The organism is Bacteroidota bacterium (assembly GCA_039111535.1).
Classification (GTDB): domain Bacteria; phylum Bacteroidota; class Rhodothermia; order Rhodothermales; family JAHQVL01; genus JBCCIM01.
In genome coordinates, this window is the sequence record JBCCIM010000100.1 from 1 (window position 1) to 23,024 (window position 23,024).

Annotated in this window: 19 protein-coding genes; 6 read left to right on the forward strand and 13 right to left on the reverse strand. The window is 51.2% G+C overall.

Going from position 1 to position 23,024, the window contains the following annotated elements; translation table 11 throughout:
* The 9 genes from AAF564_15385 to AAF564_15425 form a co-directional block, all read right to left on the reverse strand.
* On the reverse strand, positions 1–966 hold a 966-nt coding region (locus AAF564_15385), incomplete at its 3' end, for a putative Ig domain-containing protein (protein ID MEM8486935.1).
* 51 nt (positions 967–1,017) lie between these two features.
* Positions 1,018–3,180 carry a hypothetical protein gene (locus AAF564_15390; protein MEM8486936.1) on the reverse strand — a complete coding sequence of 721 codons (2,163 nt, stop codon included), beginning with the start codon at positions 3,178–3,180 and terminating at the stop codon, positions 1,018–1,020.
* A 70-nt stretch (positions 3,181–3,250) separates the two neighbouring features.
* A complete protein-coding gene (locus AAF564_15395; GenBank protein ID MEM8486937.1) occupies positions 3,251–4,363 on the reverse strand; it encodes a T9SS type A sorting domain-containing protein in 1,113 nt (370 codons plus the stop codon).
* Between the two features lie 138 nt (positions 4,364–4,501).
* On the reverse strand, positions 4,502–5,326 hold the full coding sequence (locus tag AAF564_15400; protein ID MEM8486938.1) for a hypothetical protein: 825 nt from the start codon (positions 5,324–5,326) through the stop codon (positions 4,502–4,504).
* Between the two features lie 531 nt (positions 5,327–5,857).
* Positions 5,858–6,523, reverse strand: a complete 666-nt coding sequence (locus AAF564_15405) for a bifunctional precorrin-2 dehydrogenase/sirohydrochlorin ferrochelatase (GenBank protein MEM8486939.1) — start codon at positions 6,521–6,523, stop codon at positions 5,858–5,860.
* A complete protein-coding gene (locus AAF564_15410; GenBank protein MEM8486940.1) occupies positions 6,520–7,233 on the reverse strand; it encodes a phosphoadenylyl-sulfate reductase in 714 nt (237 codons plus the stop codon). Before AAF564_15410 ends, AAF564_15405 begins: the two co-directional genes overlap by 4 nt.
* A 35-nt stretch (positions 7,234–7,268) precedes the next feature.
* Positions 7,269–8,114 carry a uroporphyrinogen-III C-methyltransferase gene (cobA, locus tag AAF564_15415; GenBank protein ID MEM8486941.1) on the reverse strand — a complete coding sequence of 282 codons (846 nt, stop codon included), beginning with the start codon at positions 8,112–8,114 and terminating at the stop codon, positions 7,269–7,271.
* Positions 8,115–8,118: 4 nt separating this feature from the next.
* Positions 8,119–8,745: a hypothetical protein gene (locus AAF564_15420; GenBank protein ID MEM8486942.1), complete on the reverse strand. Its 627-nt coding sequence runs from the start codon at positions 8,743–8,745 to the stop codon at positions 8,119–8,121.
* Position 8,746: 1 nt separating this feature from the next.
* The gene (locus AAF564_15425) at positions 8,747–11,098 is read right to left on the reverse strand and encodes a nitrite/sulfite reductase (protein MEM8486943.1); all 2,352 of its coding nucleotides are present in this window, start codon (positions 11,096–11,098) and stop codon (positions 8,747–8,749) included.
* A gap of 927 nt (positions 11,099–12,025) precedes the next feature.
* Between AAF564_15425 and AAF564_15430 the strand changes: the two genes are divergently transcribed.
* From AAF564_15430 to AAF564_15445, 4 genes are all read left to right on the forward strand, one after another.
* A complete protein-coding gene (locus AAF564_15430) occupies positions 12,026–12,484 on the forward strand; it encodes a hypothetical protein (protein ID MEM8486944.1) in 459 nt (152 codons plus the stop codon).
* 72 nt (positions 12,485–12,556) lie between these two features.
* Complete coding sequence (locus tag AAF564_15435; GenBank protein ID MEM8486945.1) at positions 12,557–12,991, forward strand: hypothetical protein; 435 nt, start codon at positions 12,557–12,559, stop codon at positions 12,989–12,991.
* 84 nt (positions 12,992–13,075) lie between these two features.
* Positions 13,076–13,633: a YceI family protein gene (locus tag AAF564_15440; protein ID MEM8486946.1), complete on the forward strand. Its 558-nt coding sequence runs from the start codon at positions 13,076–13,078 to the stop codon at positions 13,631–13,633.
* 29 nt (positions 13,634–13,662) lie between these two features.
* Entirely contained in the window at positions 13,663–14,538 is an 876-nt protein-coding gene (locus tag AAF564_15445; GenBank protein MEM8486947.1) for a DUF5777 family beta-barrel protein, read from the forward strand.
* Here the strand turns inward: AAF564_15445 and AAF564_15450 are convergent.
* Positions 14,535–14,909 (reverse strand): TM2 domain-containing protein, encoded by a 375-nt coding sequence (locus AAF564_15450; GenBank protein MEM8486948.1) that lies wholly within the window; start codon positions 14,907–14,909, stop codon positions 14,535–14,537. The genes AAF564_15445 and AAF564_15450 overlap by 4 nt on opposite strands.
* Positions 14,910–14,938: 29 nt before the next feature.
* Positions 14,939–15,259: a DUF2752 domain-containing protein gene (locus tag AAF564_15455; protein ID MEM8486949.1), complete on the reverse strand. Its 321-nt coding sequence runs from the start codon at positions 15,257–15,259 to the stop codon at positions 14,939–14,941.
* Positions 15,260–15,326: 67 nt separating this feature from the next.
* Between AAF564_15455 and AAF564_15460 the strand changes: the two genes are divergently transcribed.
* The gene (locus tag AAF564_15460; GenBank protein ID MEM8486950.1) at positions 15,327–17,759 is read left to right on the forward strand and encodes a prolyl oligopeptidase family serine peptidase; all 2,433 of its coding nucleotides are present in this window, start codon (positions 15,327–15,329) and stop codon (positions 17,757–17,759) included.
* Between the two features lie 104 nt (positions 17,760–17,863).
* Here AAF564_15460 and AAF564_15465 read toward each other — a convergent pair whose 3' ends face one another.
* Positions 17,864–19,378: an Ig-like domain-containing protein gene (locus tag AAF564_15465; GenBank protein MEM8486951.1), complete on the reverse strand. Its 1,515-nt coding sequence runs from the start codon at positions 19,376–19,378 to the stop codon at positions 17,864–17,866.
* Between the two features lie 432 nt (positions 19,379–19,810).
* Positions 19,811–21,253 (reverse strand): aminotransferase class V-fold PLP-dependent enzyme, encoded by a 1,443-nt coding sequence (locus tag AAF564_15470; protein ID MEM8486952.1) that lies wholly within the window; start codon positions 21,251–21,253, stop codon positions 19,811–19,813.
* A 182-nt stretch (positions 21,254–21,435) separates the two neighbouring features.
* On the opposite strand from AAF564_15470, the gene AAF564_15475 reads away from it, so the two are divergent.
* Positions 21,436–22,887, forward strand: coding sequence for an ABC transporter permease subunit (locus AAF564_15475; GenBank protein MEM8486953.1), 1,452 nt, complete (start codon positions 21,436–21,438; stop codon positions 22,885–22,887).
* The last annotated feature ends 137 nt before the right edge of the window (positions 22,888–23,024 follow it).

Genomic DNA, 23,024 nt, shown 5'->3' on the forward strand with positions numbered 1-23,024 from the left:
ATCGGAGGCTACAGGGTCTCCGTCGTCCGTCACGGTTACAGTAACCGGGAACGTCATCATTTCCTGGTCAGCCGTTGGCGTCCAGGTGATCACACCGGTTGCCGGGTCGATCACCATGCCGGCATCCAGCGAAGCCTGATCAAGGCTATAGGTAAGATTGTTAGCAGGAATGTCAGGATCTGTTGCGTTGGCATCTATGGTAAGCTCAACATCAACTTCGGCCGCCTGATCAGCAATCGGATCAAGCACAGGCGGCAGGTTCACTTCATTTACTGTAATGGTGAAGGTTTGACTACTCGACTGCCCATCCTCGTCGGTTACGGTTACGGTCACGTCGTAGCTACCGGGGCCTTGCTCTTCGCTTGGTGTCCAGGTAAGCACACCGGTGTCCGGGTCGATGGTCATGCCGGCATCCAGCGAAGCCTGATCCAGCGCGTAGCCCAGCGTGCTTCCGCCGGGGCTCGTAGCCTCAATCGGCACAGACAACTCAACCAACTCATCAATGGTCTGCGGGCCCGGGTTTTCTACCTCTGGTGGCCCGGCATCCATTTCAACAAGCGTAAACTGCCAGACATCACTCCAGGGCCCCTCGCCACTGGCGTTACGGCCGCGTACACGCCAGTGAAACGTGCTATCGCCATCCGATCCGGCATCTGTTACAAACGTCAGCAGGTCAGCCACTTCGATAGATTGTGAGGCATCATTCAACACCTTCGTTTTCAAGGGAATTGGCTCTTGCCCTTCAACAGGCTCGCTGTAAAAGAGCTGCACTTCGTGCGTTGCAGCGCCCGCAGCTACCTGCCACTCAAGCGCAACCTCGGGCTCAGTAACAAGGATGGAATCCTGGTCTACAGGGCTCACCAGAACAGGAGCATCCGTCGGTGCATCCTGCGCCTGCGCAGGCATTACAAATGCAGAGGAAAACAGTAACACCAGGCCACCGATCCAACGGGTAGAAATACGCATAGGTATAAACTTTTTTATGTCCGACATGGTCATCAAATATCAATAGCGCAATTAGGGGCGCGGTGGTGGAATAAAGGTGTTGTCATCGCCACCACTTCCCGTACGGGGCCAGATGTACGCCGCAGCAACGCCGGCAGCAGCAGGGATCAGCACACAAGGCCAGCAGGTTGATTTGCGGCGCAAGGTGACGACAGGCATGGTATTCTGGTCCATTGTGTCGGTCCAGTTACTCATATCCCATACAAACTCATATTCACCGGGGCGTAAGTTCTTGCCAAGGCACTGTGTCTGGCTCGTCTCATTCCCGCGGCAGGTAACACCATCTTCCAGATCACCCACTTTTTCACCACCGGGCATTTGGTCCATATCAAAGTCGACGAAGAATTTTCGATTCCGGTCGTTTATGTCTTCGATCATGTACTTCACACGAACCATGTCGCCATCGCGGGCAATGGGGAACGCAGTAATTTTGCCGGCACCCGTTTCATTCCTGAATAACATCGGCATCAGGTTAAACACTTCCTCTGTAGTCTGCTGCGGCCTTATGTGTACAGGCCGCACTTCAGAAGGAATGTGCATTTTACATTCGGATACATTGTCGTCAGGCAGGCAGCTATCGTTGCGTACCTGCACCCTCAGGGGCTCATCGCGCGGTGTAACATCCATTTCAACATTCAGCGGCGTAGCACCAACAGATTCTCCGTTTATGAGGATATTGGAAGGCGTGGGTACTGAAGAAGCAGCCAGATTGCCACGCGGGAACGGTATGTTCAGTGTAAGCGGATTTGGGTTCGGCAACGTTATCGATTCATTGAAAAACGTCATCGGCTCAAGATCAGGATGCCGCACCTCTATTTGGACTGTGCGATCGTCAGACACAATGGCGCCATCCGGGGAAGGAACGCCATCTAACATTTCCCATGGAATTTCGATTACAGATCCATTGACGACGGGCTGTTCATTTTGCCCATTAATCAGAAAAGTTGAGCCGCGCGGAGATGGATTAACATTCAGCACAACGTTTCCATTGTGGTGCTTCATTTCTACCATCAAGTCAACCAGGTTAAGCACTTCATCCGGGGTTCTGGACGTATCAACAGGCTGATACCAAACATTTTCCAGCCGGATACGGTGGTATTGCAACGGTGCATTCATGATCTGTTCAAAAGGCGTCACGCGAGGGGGATCAATTGTTGACCAGTTTTTGCCGTTCAGCTCAGTGATCTGCACGTTGGATGGCCGGCTGTATATATTGAACGCGCCACGTCCGGCCTGTCGCCGGCTAATGACCGGCTCATTCCCATTAAACACAACATCAATGGCAAGGAAGTCTGTATCCAGGTAAGAATTGGGATTCTGGTACATCCAATGCTGCGCAACCGTAACCCGATAGACATCCTCAGCATCATTCAGTTGGTAAACATCGACCATTTCATATGTAATTTCTGTATTACCCAGTACGCTGATTACATTCTTTAATGCATTGGCGTATGCTTCGGCGGTTCTGGTCCGGTTTTGCCGGCCATATTGGGAAAGAATGATTTCTACATTCCCGTCAACAATTTTGCTGTCGTCCAATATTTCGCGCACGGCAGCATCAATGGCTGTAGCCTCCTGATGGTTGTATGCGGCCTCAAGACGACGCACAATTTGATATGCCTCAAGTGCGCGCCCATCCAGTTGCGCAGCCAACGCACTGCTGCGCACATTGCGCTCTGCCTGGGTTTCCAGCTTAACAGCACGTAGCGTAACCGCGCTGCCTACAATTTCAAACTCTAGAATTGCCTGGGGCCGCTCTTCCGTACCGGTTTGGTTTGAAACCAGATGTAATCCTCGAATCTCAAACATATTAACTTCTTCGAGTTTGGGGATCAGCAGCAAGTTGTAGGTCCCGCGTGAAGCAAGCCCTTTACGGACACAGAAGTCGCTGTAGAAATTTTCTGCTAACGCTTCTTTCATCTGCGTCGAAAGCCCGGGATGCGATGGTTGACGGTCCCGTTTATTGATGGCATCCAGCACCACATTTGTAATGCTAACCAATTCATCACGAATGGCGTCTCTTTCGGTGTTATCACCATTTGGTGCAAGCATGCGCCACATGGCAACATTTACATCGTGACTGATCGCGTCACATTGATCCTGGGCAGCGGCCTGTTTGGCGCCGGCAAAAACCAGCAGGATTGCCAGCATGCCGGCATACAGAGAGTATTTCATTGAGGATTGCATAGTCCAGTGGGGGAAAGTAGAAACAAGGCACTGCTGTGGGGTGCAGCGCATTGCACATCTATTTCAACAAAGTCATGGGGCGGGTTCGAATGACACCGGGTGTTTCAAGGCGATACAGATACATGCCGCTTGAAAGCTCGCCGGCTTCAAAATTGATTTCATGGAAGCCGCCATCAAGCGTAGCGTCAACAAGCACTTTTACGGAGCGGCCAAGCATATCAAACACTTCTAGCCTAACCGGCGCAGCTTCAGGTAAACTGAAACGGATTGCTGTAACCGGATTGAAAGGGTTGGGATAATTTGGTAGCAATGACGGCTTGGTATCCGGTAAGTCGGCACGGCCGGCGGCAGCGTTTACAATGCTGAAGTTGAGCGTAAGCGGTCCATACGTATCACCAACACCGCCATTGAGGCTGAACGGGATACCACTCAACACCATGTCGCCGTTTTGAGCCGAAGCCCATACGTTGTAATCCAGGAGCGGGTCATCGTCATCAAGGTCTGTATTGGTAGGATCACCAAAGACAGCGTAGGGCCGGAAGCTTTCCACGCGATTCTGAATGATGCCGTTGGGCCCTTGCAGGTTCAGCAGCGTACTCTCGATTACAGGCGGGGTGAAGTCTACCGTGTTTGCCCGGATATTGATGTTTGAAGTGCCAATTGCATTGAAGTCGATAACGGCTCCTTCAGCAATCGGATCAAAGCCGGCAATAGGCTGCTCGGAATCAGCATTAATGAGCGAATAGCTACCAATACGTGGGCCGATGACGGTGAAATTCAGGAGGAACGGATCTGACGCTGCGCCAGCAATCTGCGCAATCCCACTGAGGGCATAGGCCCCCACAGGAAGTACTGCGTCAGCAAAGTCGCCGGCGTTGTCATCGCCATAGACAGAGTAATCAGCTGCATCATCAACCGCATTGATTACGTCGGTGCCGCCCGTCAGCAGGGCAATGGCAAGATCAGAGGTAACTTGCTCTATTTCACCATTAGGGTCATTTACATTGGCGCGCAGATTGAGTCGGTTGATGTCAAAACCAAGGTCAAAGAGTGCAACCAGGTCGATTACAGCGCCTTCTGCTATAGGATCGAAGCCGGCTATCGGTTCGTCGGCGACAGCATCAATGAGTGAGTAACTCACAATACCAGTTGGTCCAGCAGGGTCTGACACGATAGTAAACGTTACTTCCTGGGGATCAGCAGATACGCCGGCGCCTTCATCTTCACTAAATGGCGTAGCAATCAGGGTATAAGTCCCATCAGCCAGATCGCCGGCTGTGTAGTCACCGTCAGTGTCGCCAAACAGGGCCTAAGGAAGTTCACTGTCCGTAAACTCGGTTGATTCACCCGTGTCGTCATTTATGAGGGTAAAAACGATGCTCTCGGCACAAGCATCTGTATTAAACTGCACATTGAAGTTTGGCCGCTCCCCCAAGTCATCCAGGTTGAGGCTGGTGCCATTGGTGAGTGGCCCGATGGGGGTGTCGGTTAATGCGTTGATTGCGGTAAAGCTTTCAGCAGCAACATACTCCAGCACCGTAAACACATCGTCGTTGCCTTCCACAGTAAGAGCGAGTGCATTCGATGGTGTACCACGGAAACGATCTACCACGATAACAAACTCGTTGGCGTCAGCGCCGGCGCGGGTGTGCACAATGGCGGCCACTTCTATGAGGTCGCCAACAGGAGTAGAAGCATTTTGCGTGTCCGTCCCATTCGATCCGTCGAAATCTGCTTCGGGATCAAGATCGCCGACCGGAAAACCCTGAAGATCAAAAAGGTAGAGATCATAGTCTGCCGGGGTATCCCAGGAAAGGGTAACCGCAAGCGACTCGTCGGGATCGAGTGACGCATTCAGGTAATAATCGGACGGCACGGCACTACTGCCGAAATAGGCGCGACAGAAATCATGCGTATCTTCGGGAAAAGAAAAATCGTCCCCGGCCTGCGTATCAAAATATGGGTTGGCATACGAAGTGACAGCTGCAAAAGTCTGCAACCGTTGCTGCAGTCCCTGGAGTGCTTGCTGCTGTGCCGGCGATTTGCCGCTTGCAATGCCTTTGTTCTCACGAAAACGTGCAATGGTATCGGCCATGCGCGCCTGTGCTTCTACGGAAATGCGGGTAGGCTGCATCACATCGCGTACTTGGCTAGTCCGGGATTGAGCCTGCACAAGCTGGGTGGAAGAAGCAAAGAGAAGAACAAGCAGCCAAATACAGGCATGGTTCAATCCTCGTTTGCTGTAGTAGCTCACGGCAATCATTGATTGTCAGGTAGTTGTGTAATAGGACGACGAACAGTTATAAACATCCGTAGGGCCTGGACGAGCTGTACACAGACGAGCTTTCCAAACCCCCTCGGTGTGGGGAACGCATTTTTGATGGATAAAAAACCTATCCAAAACAACAAGTGGACGTACAGCCAATTTTTATCAGGCAATTCGCAGCTTTTGAATGGGCTCTCTAGACAAGCTACAGTAAAACGCCGGACAATGGCTCATTGGACCAAATTACAGCAGAGCGAAAACACAAAAGTTCAGGGTCGAGATCAAATAACTTCGGAAGGAAATGCATAGGTGTGGCATTCCGAACTTTGTGTGGGCGGTATAATATAGTTACCGTAGATATTGCGGGCAACTATTTGAACAACAAATGAAAAACAAGGGTTAGTTTATTGATTTACAAGCACTTAAAGAAAAGCTTTTTCCTAGATATTGCCGCAGTAATTCTTCCACCTCGCGTGCTCTTTTTTGCTTAACCAATTCAAACAGCGGTCCATCAACAAGTTCATACCATGTCTTGCGACGCTCATCAAATTCGGGAAATGTTTTCGACATATAGGGGCGCAGCGCTTTCATGAGATGCAGAAAGTCGGCATACTCCGGACCAAACTCTTTTTCAAACCGCTCGCGTAAGCGTACCGACAACACTGGCGCACATCCGCTTGTCGAGATGGCTATCACAAGCGGCCCCTGCCTGATCACCGAGCCAGATACAAAATTACAATTGGGCACGTCGTCCATTGCGTTGAACAACACATTTTCAGCCTCGGCCTCCAAACCGATTGCATGATTGAGTCGTACGTTGGGTTCACTCGCAATAGCCAGGTACGCGTGCTTCAAGTCACCGGGTCGATAGGACCGCGCACGCCAGGCAATCTCGCCGGCATCGAATAGCTGCTGCAACGTATCGGTCAGTGCTGGGTGAATTACCGTTACCGAAGCACTGTAAGAAAGGAGGCTTTTGACTTTGCGCTCCGCTTCATGATCTGCACCAAACACAAGGCATGGCCGGTTGGCAAGATCGTTCAGAAATATGGGAAATGGATTCATTGCGACACTTGCTGGACGTGGATACCGCATTCTACCTTCTCCCGGCCGCCCCAACGCCCGGCGCGTTCATCCTGGCCGGGCATTACCGGCTGTGTACATGGCATACAACCAATGCTCGGATATCCTTTTTCGTGCAACGCATTGTACGGCAGGTCATTCATGCGGATGTAGGTCCACACATCTTCAGACGTCCAATACGCGAGTGGGTTGAGCTTTAGCAGTTGGTTTGCATTGTCCCATTCCACCAGTTGGGTAGCTGCACGGGTTATGGCCTGATCACGCCGTACACCTGTCACCCACGCGCTTTTGTCTGCCAGGAAGTTGCGAAGTGGCATCACCTTCCGGATGAAGCAACACGTGTTTGGCGCACGCTCCCAAAGGTCTGCAGCGTACCGCTCACTTTGTTCGGCAACAGACATGCCGGCGTGCACCCGAGTGAAATTGATGCACAGGGTTTGCTCAAGCTTTTCCTTCAACGCGTACGTTTCCGGAAAAAGTAAATCCGTTTCAAGGTAAAAGACCCTGGGGGCGGCTTCAAGCTGAGAAAGTATGTGCATCATAACGATGCCGGATGTGCCAAACCCTGTTGCCATCACCATTTTGTCTCCATAGAGGGCGTGCCCCCATTCAAAGATGGCCCTAGGCGAAGCATACTGCAGCTCCCGATTGGCTGCCTCCAACATGGATCGATTCCAGGTATACGCATTCATACTTAACTACCCTGCAAAGCAGGTACGGATTGTTATCAGGCTGAAACGGCGTAAATGTGTTCAGTAAAAACTGGTGGGTTTTCCGAAGCTGTTTGATTCGGATGAAACCAGGCAATTTCATCATGCAAGGTAACCACTTCACCGACGACTACAATAGCCGGTGTAGGCAATGCACTTGCGCGAACTGCAATATCAGCGAGGTTGCCCGTCACGGTCTGTTGCGCAGCAGTACTCCCCTGGCTTATTACAGCAGCCGGCGTAGATGCAGGTTTACCATACGCCATGAGCTTTTCAGCGATAGCAGGCAACTTGCCCAGGCCCATTAAAACCACCAGCGTGTCAGCACTCACGTACGTTGACCAGTCAATATCTGAAGCATGTAGCGCAGTGTGGCCTGTTACTACCGTGAACGATTGCGCAAGGCCGCGGTGGGTCACCGGAATACCTGCATGTGCCGGCACTGATGTGGCGCTGGAAATACCAGGCACAACCGTAAACGGCACCGCTGCCGTACGCAGCGCCTGGGCTTCCTCTCCCCCTCGGCCATATACAAACGGGTCTCCGCCTTTCAGCCGAACCACCGTTCTATATTTTTTTGCCAGATTTACCAACAGGGCATTGATGGCATCCTGTGGCATTGATTTATGTGATGCCGCTTTGCCCACGTATATTTTTTCTGCACGCGCAGGCGTTTCTTCGACCAATGCTGGATGTACAAGCCGGTCATATACCAACGCATCTGCCTGCTGCAGCAGACGCGCACCTTTTACAGAAATCAGGTCGGGGTCTCCCGGACCAGCACCTACAAGATGCACCACTCCAATTGCGCGGGCACTGCTGCGGCTTTGCGGGCCGCTATGGGTTTTTTGCAGTTGTAACATGGACCTACGCTGACAGGGCTGGTGAAAAAGCAGTGTGCAATATGGCACTTGTTTCCAGGTGGTTTACAACCGATGCAAGCGATCCAACCCCATCATGCTGTATTACAAAGCGTAGCGGCCGGCGTGGGTCGTCGGGCACAGCAATTATTGTAAAGCTTCCTGGATACACTGCGTCGGCAACAACAGCCAGCGCTTCTTCCAGTTCAGCTGATGTTGCCGGGTAATGCAATTTATCGAGCAACTCCACCTCTATCCGCGTTGCATCAAATACAACCGGGGGATCGAGTTCAGGCGCTTCAGCCAGCAACAAAGCTGCACGGGTAGCTTGTAGTATAACTTGCGCTACGGCCCCAACCAACGACTGTGGCATTGCGCGCTTCCGAATATAGCGGATACCGGTGACACCATCACCTTCATCTAGCACATAATCTGCTTCAAGCGCAACCAGCATAAGCGCCGGCCCATGTAATACATGGCTGTAATCAACGACGTCAATCAGCACCTCATCTACTGCCTGCTTGCTGATCCAGCCATGGAATACCGGCACCAGCGATGCCGCTTGTAGTCTGGCTGAAGCATCAACGCATAGTTTGGCGCTCAGCCGTTTCGGTACGGGTAATAAAGCTGACATATCATTTATTGTTTTTTGGCAGCGCCGGCGGCAAGGTGGCGGTGCGTGGTGGAAAGGCGGGTGGCAACTTTGCCGCAGATGGCACTTTGCCGCTTACTTTTGCAACCTGTGTTTGCACCGCTGTATTGATGCGCATGTCACATGCGTGGGCTGCTTCAATAAAGAGTTGCGCCTCCTCAATCGTTTGCCGGGCGACTTCTATGGTTGGCGTTACGTGCGCCCGCTTGTGGCGATTGAACAGATAGCGGGCAAATTTCCCTTTCGCAAATGTGTCAAAAAACAGCTCTGTATCGTAAAATTGTGTTTTGAAGCGCGATACGATTTCTGCTGCCTCGGTCCCAACATCAGGGTCTTTGGTTCGGAGGAGTGCGCGTGCTGCCAGCAACATAGCCTTGTACGCTTTGTCATCTGCCGGTGCAAACTGTCCCTCATCGAGTGCAACCTGCGCATCAAACACCTCTGATTCTGCTTTCGAAATTTCGATAGAGAACAGAGATACCACCTCACCGGCACACTCTCCAATACCAAGATCGCTCAACGTAAACACGCGCGGATCTCCCCAATCTGAGAAAAATTCCGGCTGGGTCTCAAAGACGGGTGTGATCATAAAAGGGCGGATAATCTCCCGAACTTCTTTTTTACCCAGCCGGATTACCCAGTCCTGAAAAGATTCTTCCACTTGCTTACCCGCAACAAAAGTATGGGTAATAGCCTCCAATACGTCGGGGACCAACCGGGAGGGCACTGCCCCCATGGCCAGCCCAAAACTGCCGGCGTTTTCCTTCCACTTGCCCCCAAGCACCACCTGAAAATGAGGCACTTTGTAATTCCCAACTTTCCGGCTATTGCCGTAAAAACCAATATCTGCTACATGGTGCTGGCCACAGGAGTTAAAACATCCGCTAATTTTGATGCGCAGTTGCTTCACTTCCTCGGGTAGCGTTTCAAACTTTTCCTCGAGGTCTTTGATCAGGGTGCCGGCAAGCCCCCTAGAGGCTGCAATGCCTAACTTGCACGTATCAGTGCCGGGGCAAGAGGTGATATCTACAATGCTTTCAGCTCCGGCTTTTGCTAACCCGATTTCGGCCAAGACTTCGTAAAGTTTGGGCAAGTCAGCTTCACTCACCCAACGGAGCACCATGTTTTGCTCAACGGTTAGTCGTAAATGCTCCCCCACATAGGCCCTTGCAATATCAGCGAGCCGCACTGCCTGCACGGTTGTGAGATCCCCCAGGGGGAGTCGCAGTGTGACCGTAACGTAGCCGGCCTGGCGTTGGGTATATACGTTTGTATTTAACCAGGCATCAAACCCGGCTGGGCGCGCCGCGCCATTGAGTGGTACAGACACCTTGAACGGTGCTTCCTCATACGCCGCCGCTTCTGCTGTAATTGAATCCCAGTGCTGATCATACGGCAGCTTGGCCCGTTCTTCATTTACAAGGTCTCGGAATGCCTCAATCCCCATTTTGGCTACGAGGAATTTGATTCGGGCGCGATTGCGGTTTTTCTTCTCTCCAAGGCGGGCAAAAATTCGGGCAATAGCCTGGGTCCGTGGCAAGATTTCGTTGGCTGGCACAAAGTCATCCAGCACTTTGGCCTGATGAGGCACTGCTCCCAATCCACCCCCAACAACCACTTTGAAGCCGTTAATTGTTGCGCCATCAACTTGCTGTTGTTTCGCAATAAAGCCGAGGTCGTGCATCATCACGAGGCCACAGGCTTCTTGCTCACAGCCGGAAAAAGCAACTTTGAGTTTGCGCCCAAAATCCTGTGCATCGTCATGGCCCAGCAAAAACGCTGTCAGCGATTCTGCATAAGGCGAAATATCAAATTTCTCGGACCGGCACACGCCAGCGAGGTGACAGCCGGTAACGTTCCGGGTCACGTTACCGCACGCCTCTTTGGTGGTGATCCCTACACTCGCCAGCCGGCGCATCATATCCGGCGTATCTTCGATGTGAACATAATGCAGTTGAATGTCCTGGCGGGTCGTCACATGCAGGATGCCATCGCTGTATTCGTCAGCCAGGTCCGCCAATACTTCCAGTTGGGCAGGATTGAGCCGGCCAAACGGAATTTTGATGCGCTGCATGCCAGGTGCATGCCAGGCTGTACCCGGCCCTTTTACCGCCTCACCAAATGAAATTTCACGATCCTGTTGCCCATCGTGGCGCCGGCCGTTGTCGTACCGTTGGCCGTATACCCCCTGGCGAAGGCGGGTTTCCGCAAACACTTTCTCGTCCAGTTTACCTTGCTGCATGAGCGCCATTTGGCCCTCGAAAATATCAATCTCATGGGCAAGATCAGGCGGCATTGTATCGGCCACCTTCGCCTTCCAGGTAAGCTGTTTCATGTTGTCCAACTGCTTTAATTATTGAAACAGAAAAATGACCTTAAGCAAAACGCCCAGGCACTTCAGTGTGCATGGGCGCATTACCTGTAAATCTCTACTAAAACTGCATACTCAGGTAACACGCAAAGCCAAAAATCTACACATACAACAACCTGCTCCGGGCATCGCGTTGTATGAATTCATGCTGGTATGTTTGATGGTGAGCTTCAATTCTTCAGATGTTGATGTCGTTAGCAGACCAGACAGAAATTTGCCTGGTTCAAATATGAGACGAGGGATGAGTAAGTACAATGTTGAGCCCAAACCGGTAGCGCTTTCATTTTTAAAAAAAACACCATTTCACACCATCTTTACAGTTAATTGTAATGACAAGTTTTGACAAGACATGTGGCTTTCTACTGCTTATCACAAGCCATTACACAACACTCATCAATCCACATAAATATTTATTTTAAAAGGATTTATACGGAAATAATTTCGCCCGATGCCGAATTGAAGTGCTCTAGCGAGTCTTTTGGAATTCTTTTTAATGTCCAGTGAACGGACTACAAGAAAACTTTGCTTTTTTTGAACCGATTGTGGTTATCCGCTTTTGTTGATGTACTCCATTCACGAACGCACAATTGCAGGACGACCTGCACAGGTTATGAATCGCTCTGCCACCTACTGGCATCTCAAAACTTCACGCCTGGCGATCGCTAGCACAGAAATATTGGGCAGATTTGTTCTCTCCCAGGGAATCCAGGCAGGTGTTATCACGTCTGGTAGGTTAAGGGGTTTAGAATGTGGTATTCTCCCCTGCCTACAGACGCTATAATGCAGTGCCTCTCGGGCTTTGTTCTTGGACTGCAGGCAGGAAAGTAATCAGCTCCTGGCAACACCACGCCGGCTTCTTTCAACTGTGCCTACTCATTTACATTTTTAACTATGAAAAACTATCCTTCTTCGCCGTACTTGTTTGTTTGCTTCAGCGCAGTACTGCTGCTCTTCACCGCGTGTGACTCATCGGATCCTGACGCTGATCAGCAAGATGATCCCCCCATGCCGCTTGTGATCGATCCGACGTTGTCGAGCATCCAGACCAACATTTTCACGACGACCTGCGCCACATCTCAATGCCATGACAGCAGCAACCCGGCGCGCAATCTCGACCTGTCAGCTGGCCAGACGTTTGGCGAAACAGTAAACGTTGCAAGTATAGATTTACCCGACCTATTGCTGATTGCACCCGGCAAACCAGACAGCAGTTACCTCGTTTGGAAAATTGAAGGCAATGCTAACATTGAAGGACAACGCATGCCGCGAGGGACCGGGGCTTCGCCTCTATCTACAACAAACATTAACGTCATCAGAACCTGGATTACTGATGGGGCACTGGATAACTGAATACGCTCCGGTTACCTTATCATTCGAAATGCGTTAACCTGACCGATTGCTTACTTCAACATCATGTTACAAATGACAGCTTGTAAACACTTTTGTATTTCTCCTTTTCGCGCCATGTTGGCCTTTACCCTGACAATCCTGTTATTTGCCGGCTGTCAGCGCGAAGTGCTCGACAACTCAACGCTTGTAGATGTGCAAGAGGTCAGTTACAGTGCTGAGGTCCAGCCTATTTTCACCAGCAGTTGCGGCGGCAGTGGATGCCACCTCGGCAACGACCAAACGAGTGGTGTTAATCTGTCAACGTACCAGCAAGTCATCAGCAGTGTAGGCGAAGGATACAACGGTCCGATTGTTATTGCAGGAGATGGCGCCAACAGTCCGCTTGTGGATAAACTTGGGAGCCGGCCGCGCCTTGGCTCTCGTATGCCCGACGGCCGCGCAGCTTTGTCTACAACCCAAATTGCACTGATCCGCACATGGATCGACGAAGGTGCACAGGACAACTAGTCAAAAACTCGCAGACCTCTCATATTAGACCCCGTTCGCCCCTTTCTGATTTCTCAATAATCAACGCATAACGAAGATACAATCATGCAATATCAGGCAACGCGTTTCTCTTTTTTATTGCTTGCTTTCCTGTTTTTGTTCTCCTCAACGACCAATGCACAGGTTTACAATACTGAAAAAGGTACAGCTGAATTTACGTCCAGCGTACCGCTTCACACGTTCACGGGCACATCCGATAAACTGATCGGACAAATCAATCTTGCAGAAAGCACCATTGACTTTTATGTAGACGTCAACTCGCTGAAGACAGGCAACAAAAAGCGAGACAAAGACATGCGTATCACACTCGAGTCCAAAGAATTTCCTTTTGCAGAGTTCTTTGGTAAACTGACCTCCCCCTTTGACCCGGCGAAAACCGAAAAACAGCCTGTGGTTGTGAAAGGCAAGTTCACCATCCATGGTGTGAGCCAGGAAGTTGAAGTTGAAGGCACCTTGCAATCTACGCCCAAAGGACTGCACGTTGAAGCCAACTGGAATTTAAACCTCAAGGATTATAACATTGTACCGCCAAGCCTGCTAATCGTTAAGGTAGACGAAGTGCAAAAAATCCGTATTGATGCCCTGCTTGCGCCGGCGAAGTAATTTTTCAACCCTATTCCAAACAGACACCCATGATCTCCAGGCTTACATCCCGTATTGGAATTTTCCTTCTCCTTTTTGCCGCTTGTGCATCCAGCGCCTATGCCCAGATGCCAAGGGAACGGGCAAACCAGGACGGACCTGTTGACGAAGTTTTCTGGGCCCCCAGCCTGATCCTGACCAGCAACGTGACCAACCTGGATAAGAACAACCTGGACTTCACCATCAAGCATGCCTTTGGGATTGCCACAAATGGTGCAGATGACCTCTTCGGACTGGATGCTGCGGCAAACATCCGATTTGGTCTTGATTATGGCATCACGGATCGATTCTCTGTTGGATTTGGACGTTCGCGCTTCGACAAGCTTTATGATTTCAGAACCAAAGTTAATGTGTTACGGCAAACACAAGACGACCGGGTCCCTGTTGAGCTCGCCCTGATGGGTAATGCCGGCATTATGACCCTCAAAAATGGCTTCGATTTCAACGACCGCCTGAGCTATGCCACCTCACTCATGATCGCCCGAAAATTCAGCGACCGGATGAGCCTGCAAATCGCTCCGATTTTTACCCACTTCAACCTGGTTACCATCGAGCGTGACGCCGAAGAAAACATCGTTCGGGAAATGCACGAACACCTTGCAGTTGCCTTCGGTGGACAGTTTGGGCTAACCGAACGAATGGCCCTTATCGTTGAGTATATCCCCGTTTTCAGCGACCGTTCAGACGGTACACAAGACGCCCTTTCGATAGGACTAGATATTGAAACGGGCGGCCACGTCTTTCAGCTCTTTTTCACTACCTCGCAGGGTATGACCGAACAGCATGTGATTGCCCGCAACGTGGACCAGTTCTTTGATGGCGACTTCCGTTTTGGATTCAACGTCCATCGGGTATTTTCTTTCTAGTCGTCTTCAGCCGGCGCATCAATAACATGCGTGATGAGGTAGGCTACCTCATCAGCTTTTTGCTTGTTAAAACGCTGGGTGATTTGCTTAAACATGAACATGTCTACAATCGTCCCGATACCACAAAAACCAAGCGTAAACAGGTAAACCAATCCCAGGAATACTTGTCCTAACACAAATCGGTGGATGCCGGCAAATCCTAGAAAGCCGGCAAGGTCAGTAAACAAGATCAGTTCAGGATCCTTGCGTCGCTCGCGGTAGACATTGGCAAAATGTTCTGCCTGCTCTTCCGTCATGTCTTTCATGAGCTGGGCTACGTACAATTGCTCATCACCCTCCAGCTCGGGTGTATATTTGATTACTTTTGCCATAGTAAATGGCCGGCACCATTATTCTGAAACTACCGGCTTTCATAAATCACTTTAGTGGAACGTCCTATCAGTGCCAACACAACTGGAATTGCCAGGGGATGTGCAGCAAAAGAAGCAGCAAATTCACCACGAAACAAGTAGGCTACAGCATGGCCCAACCCGCAACCCGGACATGCGTGCATGCCCAGCCATTCAACCAACCCAACCGTCTCAAACAGGCACAGCGTCCATGTCCGTAACACCGTTGGGTCTGGTAAAGCGATCAGTACCAATCCACCCAACCAAACAAATGCCTCGAGGGGCACGCGTCCGGAACGGAGTAGTCGGTTTATGTTCGCCAATTTATGCATATAAATCCTGCTTCGATTTCCCTATTTTAGGGGCTTCGCAGCCAGTTGTGTGAACTATCTGAATTAGATGAGACGTAATTTCCTGTTAATAGTTGTCCTCCTGTTTTTCACGCAGGGACACACTGTCTTCGGACAGTCCAATACAAACAACAAGCCCAACCTGACAGTAGCCAGGATTATGCAAGATCCTGCGACATGGATCGGCGCATGGCCGCAAAACGCATACTGGACAGAAATGGGGGATGCGTTGTATTTCAACTGGAACCCCGGTGGTCAATTCCCTTCAGATTCATTGTTTCGGGTTGATCCACAGACACTGGAAGCTGTGCAAGTATCGCCGGCCGAGCGCCGGCAGCTACCCCCGCGTTTTTCTGGCTGGCGGCATGGCAAACACATCTACGATGCCGGCTTCACACACAGGGTGTACAGCCAGGGAGGCGACCTGTTTATCTATAACAGAGACAACCAGCAGATTTCGCGGCTGACACAAACACTCGAATCAGAATCGAATCCCCGCTTTTCTGCTGAAGGCAACGCTGTAATTTTCCAAAAAGGCACCAACCTGTTCAAGCTCACGCCAAGTTCGGGTCTTGTTGTCCAGTTAACTGATTTGGTTGCAGGACAGGCCGCAAAAGAATCTGACCCAACCCCAAAAGAGGCGTTTCTTGATGCGCAGCAAACTTATCTTTTTGATCATATAAAAGAAGAAGAGCGGGAGCAGGAAGAACGGTCGGAAGCCCGTGAAAAGGAAGCACAGGCAGAAGCAAAACCACCACGTTTCCATACCGGTAAGAAACGGGTGCGCAACCTGACAATTGACCCAACCGAGCGGTTTGTAGCATTCACCCTTTCGTCGTCACCTCCTCGGCAAGAACGCACGCTGGTGCAAGATTATGTCACCGAATCCGGATACGCAGAAGACCTGAACGCGCGCCCTAAAGTAGGAGGCACGTTTGGCACAACAACCCTCTACGTACAAGACCTGTATCAAGACACCACATATGCCATCGACCTGCACCAATTACCCGGTAGTTACGACCTTCCGGATTACAAACAAGAGGCAGGTGCGCAACCAGACTCCATCACCGACAGGCGCGCCTTGATCCCCACCTATGTCGACTGGCACCCTGCATCTCCCCAGGCTGTCATCCAGGTGCGTGCACGTGACAACAAAGACCGATGGCTGGCTTCTTTAGACCCTGCCACCGGTACCCTAAACCTACTCGACCGTCAGCGCGACGAGGCCTGGATTGCTGGCCCGGGAATCTCCCGTTACCAGTTTGGCTTTGCAGAAGGATGGTTACCCGACAACCAGCACTACTTCTTTCAGAGCGAGAAAACAGGATACAGCCACCTTTATATGTTCGACACAAAATCAGGCAAGACCAAAGCGCTAACCAGTGGCCCGTTTGAAATATTCAGTCCAATGCTGTCGCAGGATGGCGCTCGGTGGTTTTTTACCAGCAGCGAAGGATCACCACATGAACGCCATTTTTACTCGATGCCATTGATGGGGGGAGAACGCACCCGTTTGACCCAAATGCCAGGCAATAACCAGGTACGGCTCGCGCCAGATGAAACGACGCTTGGCATGGTATATTCTTACAGTAATCGCCCGCCTGAAATCTACATCCAGCCGGCAGGCCAAAACATGCAGCAAGTGACCGCTTCCCCATCGGAAGCCTGGCAGACGTATCCCTGGCGCGACCCTGAAATTGTTCAGTTTGAGGCATCGGATGGGGTCAAGGTGCCGGCACGCCTATACGCACCTGAAAACCCAAACGGAGCTGCTGTACTATTTGTACACGGCGCCGGCTATTTGCAGAACGTACACCGCTGGTGGAGCTCATATTATCGTGAGTACATGTTTCACAACCTGCTGACCGACCTCGGGTACACCGTACTTGACGTAGATTACCGCGCATCAGCCGGATATGGCCGCGACTGGCGGACAGCAATCTACCGGCATATGGGTGGGAGAGATTTGCAAGACTTTGTAGACGCTTCCCGGTACATCAACAAAACAAAAAACATTGACCCCGAGCGTGTATTTATTTACGGGGGATCGTACGGGGGATTCATCACGCTGATGGCGTTGTTTACCGAACCCGAGCACTTCGGTGGCGGCGCGGCACTGCGGTCGGTCACCGACTGGGCGCACTACAACCACGGCTATACGTCAAACATCCTCAATACGCCGGCGGAAGATTCGCTTGCTTATGCCCGGTCCTCACCAATCTACTTCGCAGAAGGTCTTGAAGACCCCCTCCTCATAGCCCACGGCATGGTCGATACAAATGTCCATTTCCAGGATGTGGTTCGGCTTGCCCAGCGGCTGATAGAGCTTGGCAAAGAAGACTGGGAAATGGCGGTGTATCCAATAGAGGGGCACGGATTCCAGACGCCCACGAGTTGGACCGACGAATACCGCCGTATTCTCGAACTGATTGAAGCGTCTGTTGGCCCCAACAGTACTGAGGCCTCAGCTGAAGAGCCATAAAACAGAATGCAGTGAAATAAAAAGGCGCCGCGTCTCTTGATAGACGCGGCGCCTTTTTGTCTTACGACAAATGTTGCTGCAGTATAGGTTACTGCTGTGTAGAGTTACTGCTGTGGCAAGAATTCTACGCCATCGCCACCAAAGTCACGAATCATCTCACCAGCATCGTCGCGTTTGAGAACGCCGCCTCTTTGCAGTACAACGCGCTCAGCAGCGCCGTTCGGGCCAGTTACGCGGATGGTAATGGCCTCAAGTTCAGGCGGAATCAGATCACCATTCTGGTCTGTCTGCTCGCCCTGCTGGTAGCCAAAGGTGAAACGTGTTCTACCAAAGGTTTGTGTTGGCGATCCGTTGTTGTGGTCGCCGAACAGCATATCGGGCAGCGTGGTGTTGGTGTTACCAAACGCTTCCACGTTGGTACCGTTGGCCGTAACAATAATGTTGGTGCCGGCGCCAAGCGGATTCTGGTTCTGGTCGTATACGTGGAATTCGTACGCGTTGCCCAGTAGAATTGGCCCCTGCCCCGATGGCACAACAATGTTGCTTGAGCCAGAGAATAACACCAGCACATCATCGGTAATTTCATTCTGATTGCGGTCCGCAGTGCTGCCGGTCACAATGGTATAGCCATTGCCAAACTCTGGATGCACAGGTTGTGGCGGACCAGAGATCTGTTGAACGGGTGCGGTACCAATTGCGCTGGTCTGGCTTGAGCCACCAATGATGCCGGCTGAAGTTGTAAAGTAAACCGACGTACCGACGCGTACCGGATTACCAAACTGGTCACCCACAAATGCGGTGATGGTATTTTCCGTACCCCAAAAATCCCATGCGCGAGGCACATTCAGCCGCGCAGTTGCGATGCCAAAGTTGTTAGCACTTGGCAAACCACCGTGAATCGTGAGCGGTACGGGCAGCGAGCGGATTGTGCGGCCATCTACGGTCGCTGAAGCTACAATCTGTACAACGCCGGCAACAAGGCCACTGGAGATGTTTGTACGAACTTCGCCATTTTCGTTGGTTTGCGCAGACTCAGGCGAGATAAACGCATCTCCACCCGGGTTAACCCCGAAACTGAAATTCACTGTAATCTGATTATCCAAATTAATCGGCCTGCCCAAAGAGTCAGCGGCCTGGAAAACCAGTTCGGCTACCTCCTGAGAGCCGCTTTCCCGCACGCCAATCGACGCTGCAGTTTGGCTAAGCAGCAAAAGGTTTGCTGCACTACCAGAAATTGCGCCGCCGGGATTTGTGGGATCCGTTGTGCCTTCAAGCGGGACCAACCGAATAGTCGTAACTTCGATTGTGCGGTCTGCAACCGCCAGTACCGAAGTTGATTGGTTCACAAAGCCGCTTTTCGACATTGTCAGGTCTACATCCATGGTGCTGTCTACATCAACCACGATGCTGTAGCGGCCAAGCTCGTCTGTTTCAGCGAGTTCATCCATCGGCAGCACGCGCACAAAGGCGTTAGCTACCGGGTCGTTGGTCACTGAATTGATCACCAGCCCCGTCAACGTAACCGGGCCCGACTCGCTACTTCCCGTGAAAAGATCACACCCGGCCAGCGTTCCAGTGATTAAACAAGCAGTTAATATAGCAGAAATGTAATATCTCATTAATCGTTACCTCAATGGGGCATTATCCAGTCGATCAACTAAAAAAATACTAGCGTGATTAGCGACGCAGACTTGACTTAGATTCTTCTTACTATCATTGAGCGTTGTCAAGGCCGCGTAAATATTATGAAAGGACGTCCCGGCCTACAGCACATTTAGTTTCTCGCTAAATGTCGAATCAAATCTTTACTGTTTCCTTCTTACCCTTAATGTGCTATCGCGAAGTAATAATTTGCATCAATAAAAATGCCGAATACTCTCATATGCATCTAAAAAGCCCTGGATCAATCAGATTTTGCTTTTAATCCATCATTTCACAAACCAAAATTACCACACCATTACCTTAGCATCCGCCTGATTGCGAGCGCGACTTCAACGGACAACCTGTTAAATAGTTTGGGAAAACCTGCATGCAATCTGCGATACAGACTACTAGGAGGCGATTAAGCCGGCTGCAACCTCCTGAATTTGCTCCCAGGCCGACGCCACATGCGCAAGCGTGGTTGTGCGGGTGCCAACGCAAAGGCGCAATGTATACTGCCCCGAAACTTTAGTATGCGTTAAATAAACTTTACCACTTTTGTTCAATGCCATCAGTAAATTCTCATTGATGGTATCATCTGCCTTCATTCGGAAGCAAACGAGATTCAGCGGCGGCGTAACTACAAGTTCAAACCGTGCATCTTCCCGCACCCAGTTTGCAAATGCCTGGGCAATGGCGATGTGTTGCCGCACGTATTGCTGCAACCCATGTACGCCGTAATACCGGATGACAAACCACAGTTTCAGGGCCCGAAAACGCCGGCCGAGTTGCACGTGCCAGTCCCGGTAGTCGATCACTTCGCCCGAAGCAGTTGCCTGATTACGCAGGTATTCGGGAAGAATACTGAGCGTGTCGATGAGGGCTTTGCGCTGGCGGACATAGAACACCGTGCAGTCAAAATTGGTCAGCATCCACTTGTGTGGATTAAAACAGTAGCTGTCTGCCAGCTCAAGTCCGTTGTTGATGTAGCGAAATTCTGAACACAGCGCGGCAGTTCCAGCCATTGCAGCGTCAACATGAAACCAGATGCCGGCCCTGTTGCAAATTGCACCAATTGCTGCAACAGGATCGATCCCATTGGTAGAAGTTGTGCCGACGGTTGCACACACAAAGCACGGGGTAAGGCCCGCAGCTTTGTCTTCTTCAATCATCTTGGCCAACGCATCTGGAATCATGGCCCGGGTTTCGTCAACTGGCACAAGCCGGACATTGTCCGCGCCGATGCCGGCAATCTTGGCGGCTTTCTCAATTGAAGAATGTGCATCTGCCGAGGTGTACACGACAAGTTTTCCGTTTCCGCCAGATTTGTTGGATGCATACCCGGTTGCCTGCTCGCGGCCGGCGAGCAACGCACAAAGCACAGCGCTTGATGCCGTATCCTGGATCACACCGCCGCCTGTTGCCGTGGATTTGAAGGCAGCAGGCAAGTCCATCATGTCTACCAACCAATCCAGTACATGGGTTTCCAATTCGGTACACGCAGGGCTCGTCGCCCACAGCATGCCCTGAACCCCGAGTCCGGCCGAAAGGAGTTCACCCAGAATGGCCGGCCCTGAAGTGTTAGAGGGAAAGAACGCGTAGAAATTTGGCGACTGCCAGTGTGTGACACCGGGCATAATGACCCGCTCTACATCAGCCATCATGTGCTCAAACGGCTCTCCCTCGAGGGGTGGAGACGCGGGAAGCGCCTTGCGTATGTCGCCGGGCGCCACATTGGATAGCACAGGATATTGCTCGATGTTTTCGTAGTAATCAGCAATCCAGTCGATCAGGGCTTTGCCTTGTTTGCGAAATTCATCGGATGACATGTGGAGCTGATCTGATTTGGGCATGCTAATATCAACCTGGTGGGCAATGACTTTGTAGATTCTTGTAGGGGATGTAAATAAGAAAAAGGCAGAAATGCTCCAAGCCGGCGGATAATTTCAGTTTTAACACCCTAGACAAAAAGACTGTCCCGAATAGCAAAGAAGTCAGTATCTTGCATAGCAAGCAAACCACGCCCTCAAATTTCATGATTGCCCACCTCATCCAAAAAGAATTCCTCGACAGCCTGCTGAATCGGCGCTTTATGTTGCTCGCTGTATTCAGTATGCTGCTCATGCCGATGAGCGCATGGATTAATCATGCCTACTACGAAGCCCGCAAAGCAACATTCGACAGCCAGTACGCGGAATTCACGACGGGCAACAAAGAAGAGACTATAAACAGGGCCTTCCGAGCGCCGGCCCCCCTTTCATTGCTTGCCAGGGGCAATGAACCCTACATGCCGATCTACTACGCATTCAACAGCACTGCCGCCGGCAACCAGCAAGACGCCACGATTCCAGGCAACATCGAAGCCCAGGACTTTGCAATCCTTTCAACCTTCGGCAGCTTTGATTTCCTTTTTCTCGTCCTGGTTGTTTTTAGCCTGCTGGCTTTGCTACTGGCTTTCGACATGATTGCCGGCGAAAAAGAACGCGGTACCCTAAAGGCAGTCCTTGCCAATGCGGTACCTCGCGACCAAATAGTATTTGCCAAATTTCTCGGTGGATTCGCCGTACTATGGATCACATTCCTGGTGGGCAGCTTGCTGCTGCTGCTTGTGCTCACACTGTTTGATGGGCAATTTCTACAGCCGGCCCTATTAACACGCATCAGCTTCGCGTTCCTGTGCGCCAGCCTTTTCCTCGCTGGTATCTTTGGTACCGGACTCATGGTCTCAGCGTTTTGCCATACCTCACGAACAGCGATCATTGTGTTGCTTGTAGTCTGGGTTATGATGCTGCACGTCATCCCAAAAGCCGGCGAGATGATTGCCGTCGCAGCCAAACCCGTGCAATCAGAACATGAGGTAAGGATAGAGCGACAGAAGATCATTACGGAAGAGCTGGCTTCTCTGGATGACAAAGCCGGCGAATTATTTACCGACATCACAGGCATATCAGCAGCAGAGAAAGCATTCCTCCATCTACGCACAACGGATCCATCCGTAAACGCATTTCGAGACGCATACCAGGCAGCATTCAAATCATCTAAACAACAACAAACCGACCGGATGCGGTCACTGGCCCAAGACTGGCAACGGGCGCGGGATGCGCAGCGATCGCTGGGTAACAGCATCGCCCTGCTCTCGCCGGCTGCTGCATTAACTTTCCTGGTTTCGGATGCCGCCGGCACCGGCGACCTGGCCTATCAACAATACAGAACAGCTGTTGCAGAACAATACCAGGTGGTAGACCGCGAGTACTTCGCTAAACTTGAAAGCAACAGCTACCGCATCAACATCGGCGGCGCGATGCTCTCTGGTAACTTTGGTGAAGAGGCTGCTACACCAGACGCCGTCCCGCCATTCACGGTGCCGACACCAGATCTGGGTACAATTGTTCAAACCAACACGTGGCCCATCATCACCTTACTGTTTTACCTTATCATACCGTTCTTAATCACCTACGCGCGCTTCTTGCGATATGATGTAAGGTGAGGAGTGAGGAGTGAGGAGTGAGGAGTGAGGAGTGTGTCTCGTCCTGCTATAGGTTTACAGCAAAGCAAGTAAACCATGGAAAAGCGAGTAATAAAGCGCTATAGTATATCATTCAAGAAACATCTAGTGGGAGAATA

Coding starts and splice junctions, on each gene's coding strand:
- AAF564_15390 (MEM8486936.1), bottom strand. CDS start 3,180: ATGAAATACTCTCTGTATGCCGGCATGCTGGCAATCCTGCTGGTTTTT.
- AAF564_15400 (MEM8486938.1), bottom strand. CDS start 5,326: ATGCAGCCTACCCGCATTTCCGTAGAAGCACAGGCGCGCATGGCCGAT.
- AAF564_15405 (MEM8486939.1), bottom strand. CDS start 6,523: ATGAATCCATTTCCCATATTTCTGAACGATCTTGCCAACCGGCCATGC.
- AAF564_15410 (MEM8486940.1), bottom strand. CDS start 7,233: ATGAATGCGTATACCTGGAATCGATCCATGTTGGAGGCAGCCAATCGG.
- cobA (MEM8486941.1), bottom strand. CDS start 8,114: ATGTTACAACTGCAAAAAACCCATAGCGGCCCGCAAAGCCGCAGCAGT.
- AAF564_15420 (MEM8486942.1), bottom strand. CDS start 8,745: ATGTCAGCTTTATTACCCGTACCGAAACGGCTGAGCGCCAAACTATGC.
- AAF564_15425 (MEM8486943.1), bottom strand. CDS start 11,098: ATGAAACAGCTTACCTGGAAGGCGAAGGTGGCCGATACAATGCCGCCT.
- AAF564_15430 (MEM8486944.1), top strand. CDS start 12,026: ATGAAAAACTATCCTTCTTCGCCGTACTTGTTTGTTTGCTTCAGCGCA.
- AAF564_15435 (MEM8486945.1), top strand. CDS start 12,557: ATGACAGCTTGTAAACACTTTTGTATTTCTCCTTTTCGCGCCATGTTG.
- AAF564_15440 (MEM8486946.1), top strand. CDS start 13,076: ATGCAATATCAGGCAACGCGTTTCTCTTTTTTATTGCTTGCTTTCCTG.
- AAF564_15445 (MEM8486947.1), top strand. CDS start 13,663: ATGATCTCCAGGCTTACATCCCGTATTGGAATTTTCCTTCTCCTTTTT.
- AAF564_15450 (MEM8486948.1), bottom strand. CDS start 14,909: ATGGCAAAAGTAATCAAATATACACCCGAGCTGGAGGGTGATGAGCAA.
- AAF564_15455 (MEM8486949.1), bottom strand. CDS start 15,259: ATGCATAAATTGGCGAACATAAACCGACTACTCCGTTCCGGACGCGTG.
- AAF564_15460 (MEM8486950.1), top strand. CDS start 15,327: ATGAGACGTAATTTCCTGTTAATAGTTGTCCTCCTGTTTTTCACGCAG.
- AAF564_15465 (MEM8486951.1), bottom strand. CDS start 19,378: ATGAGATATTACATTTCTGCTATATTAACTGCTTGTTTAATCACTGGA.
- AAF564_15470 (MEM8486952.1), bottom strand. CDS start 21,253: ATGCCCAAATCAGATCAGCTCCACATGTCATCCGATGAATTTCGCAAA.
- AAF564_15475 (MEM8486953.1), top strand. CDS start 21,436: ATGATTGCCCACCTCATCCAAAAAGAATTCCTCGACAGCCTGCTGAAT.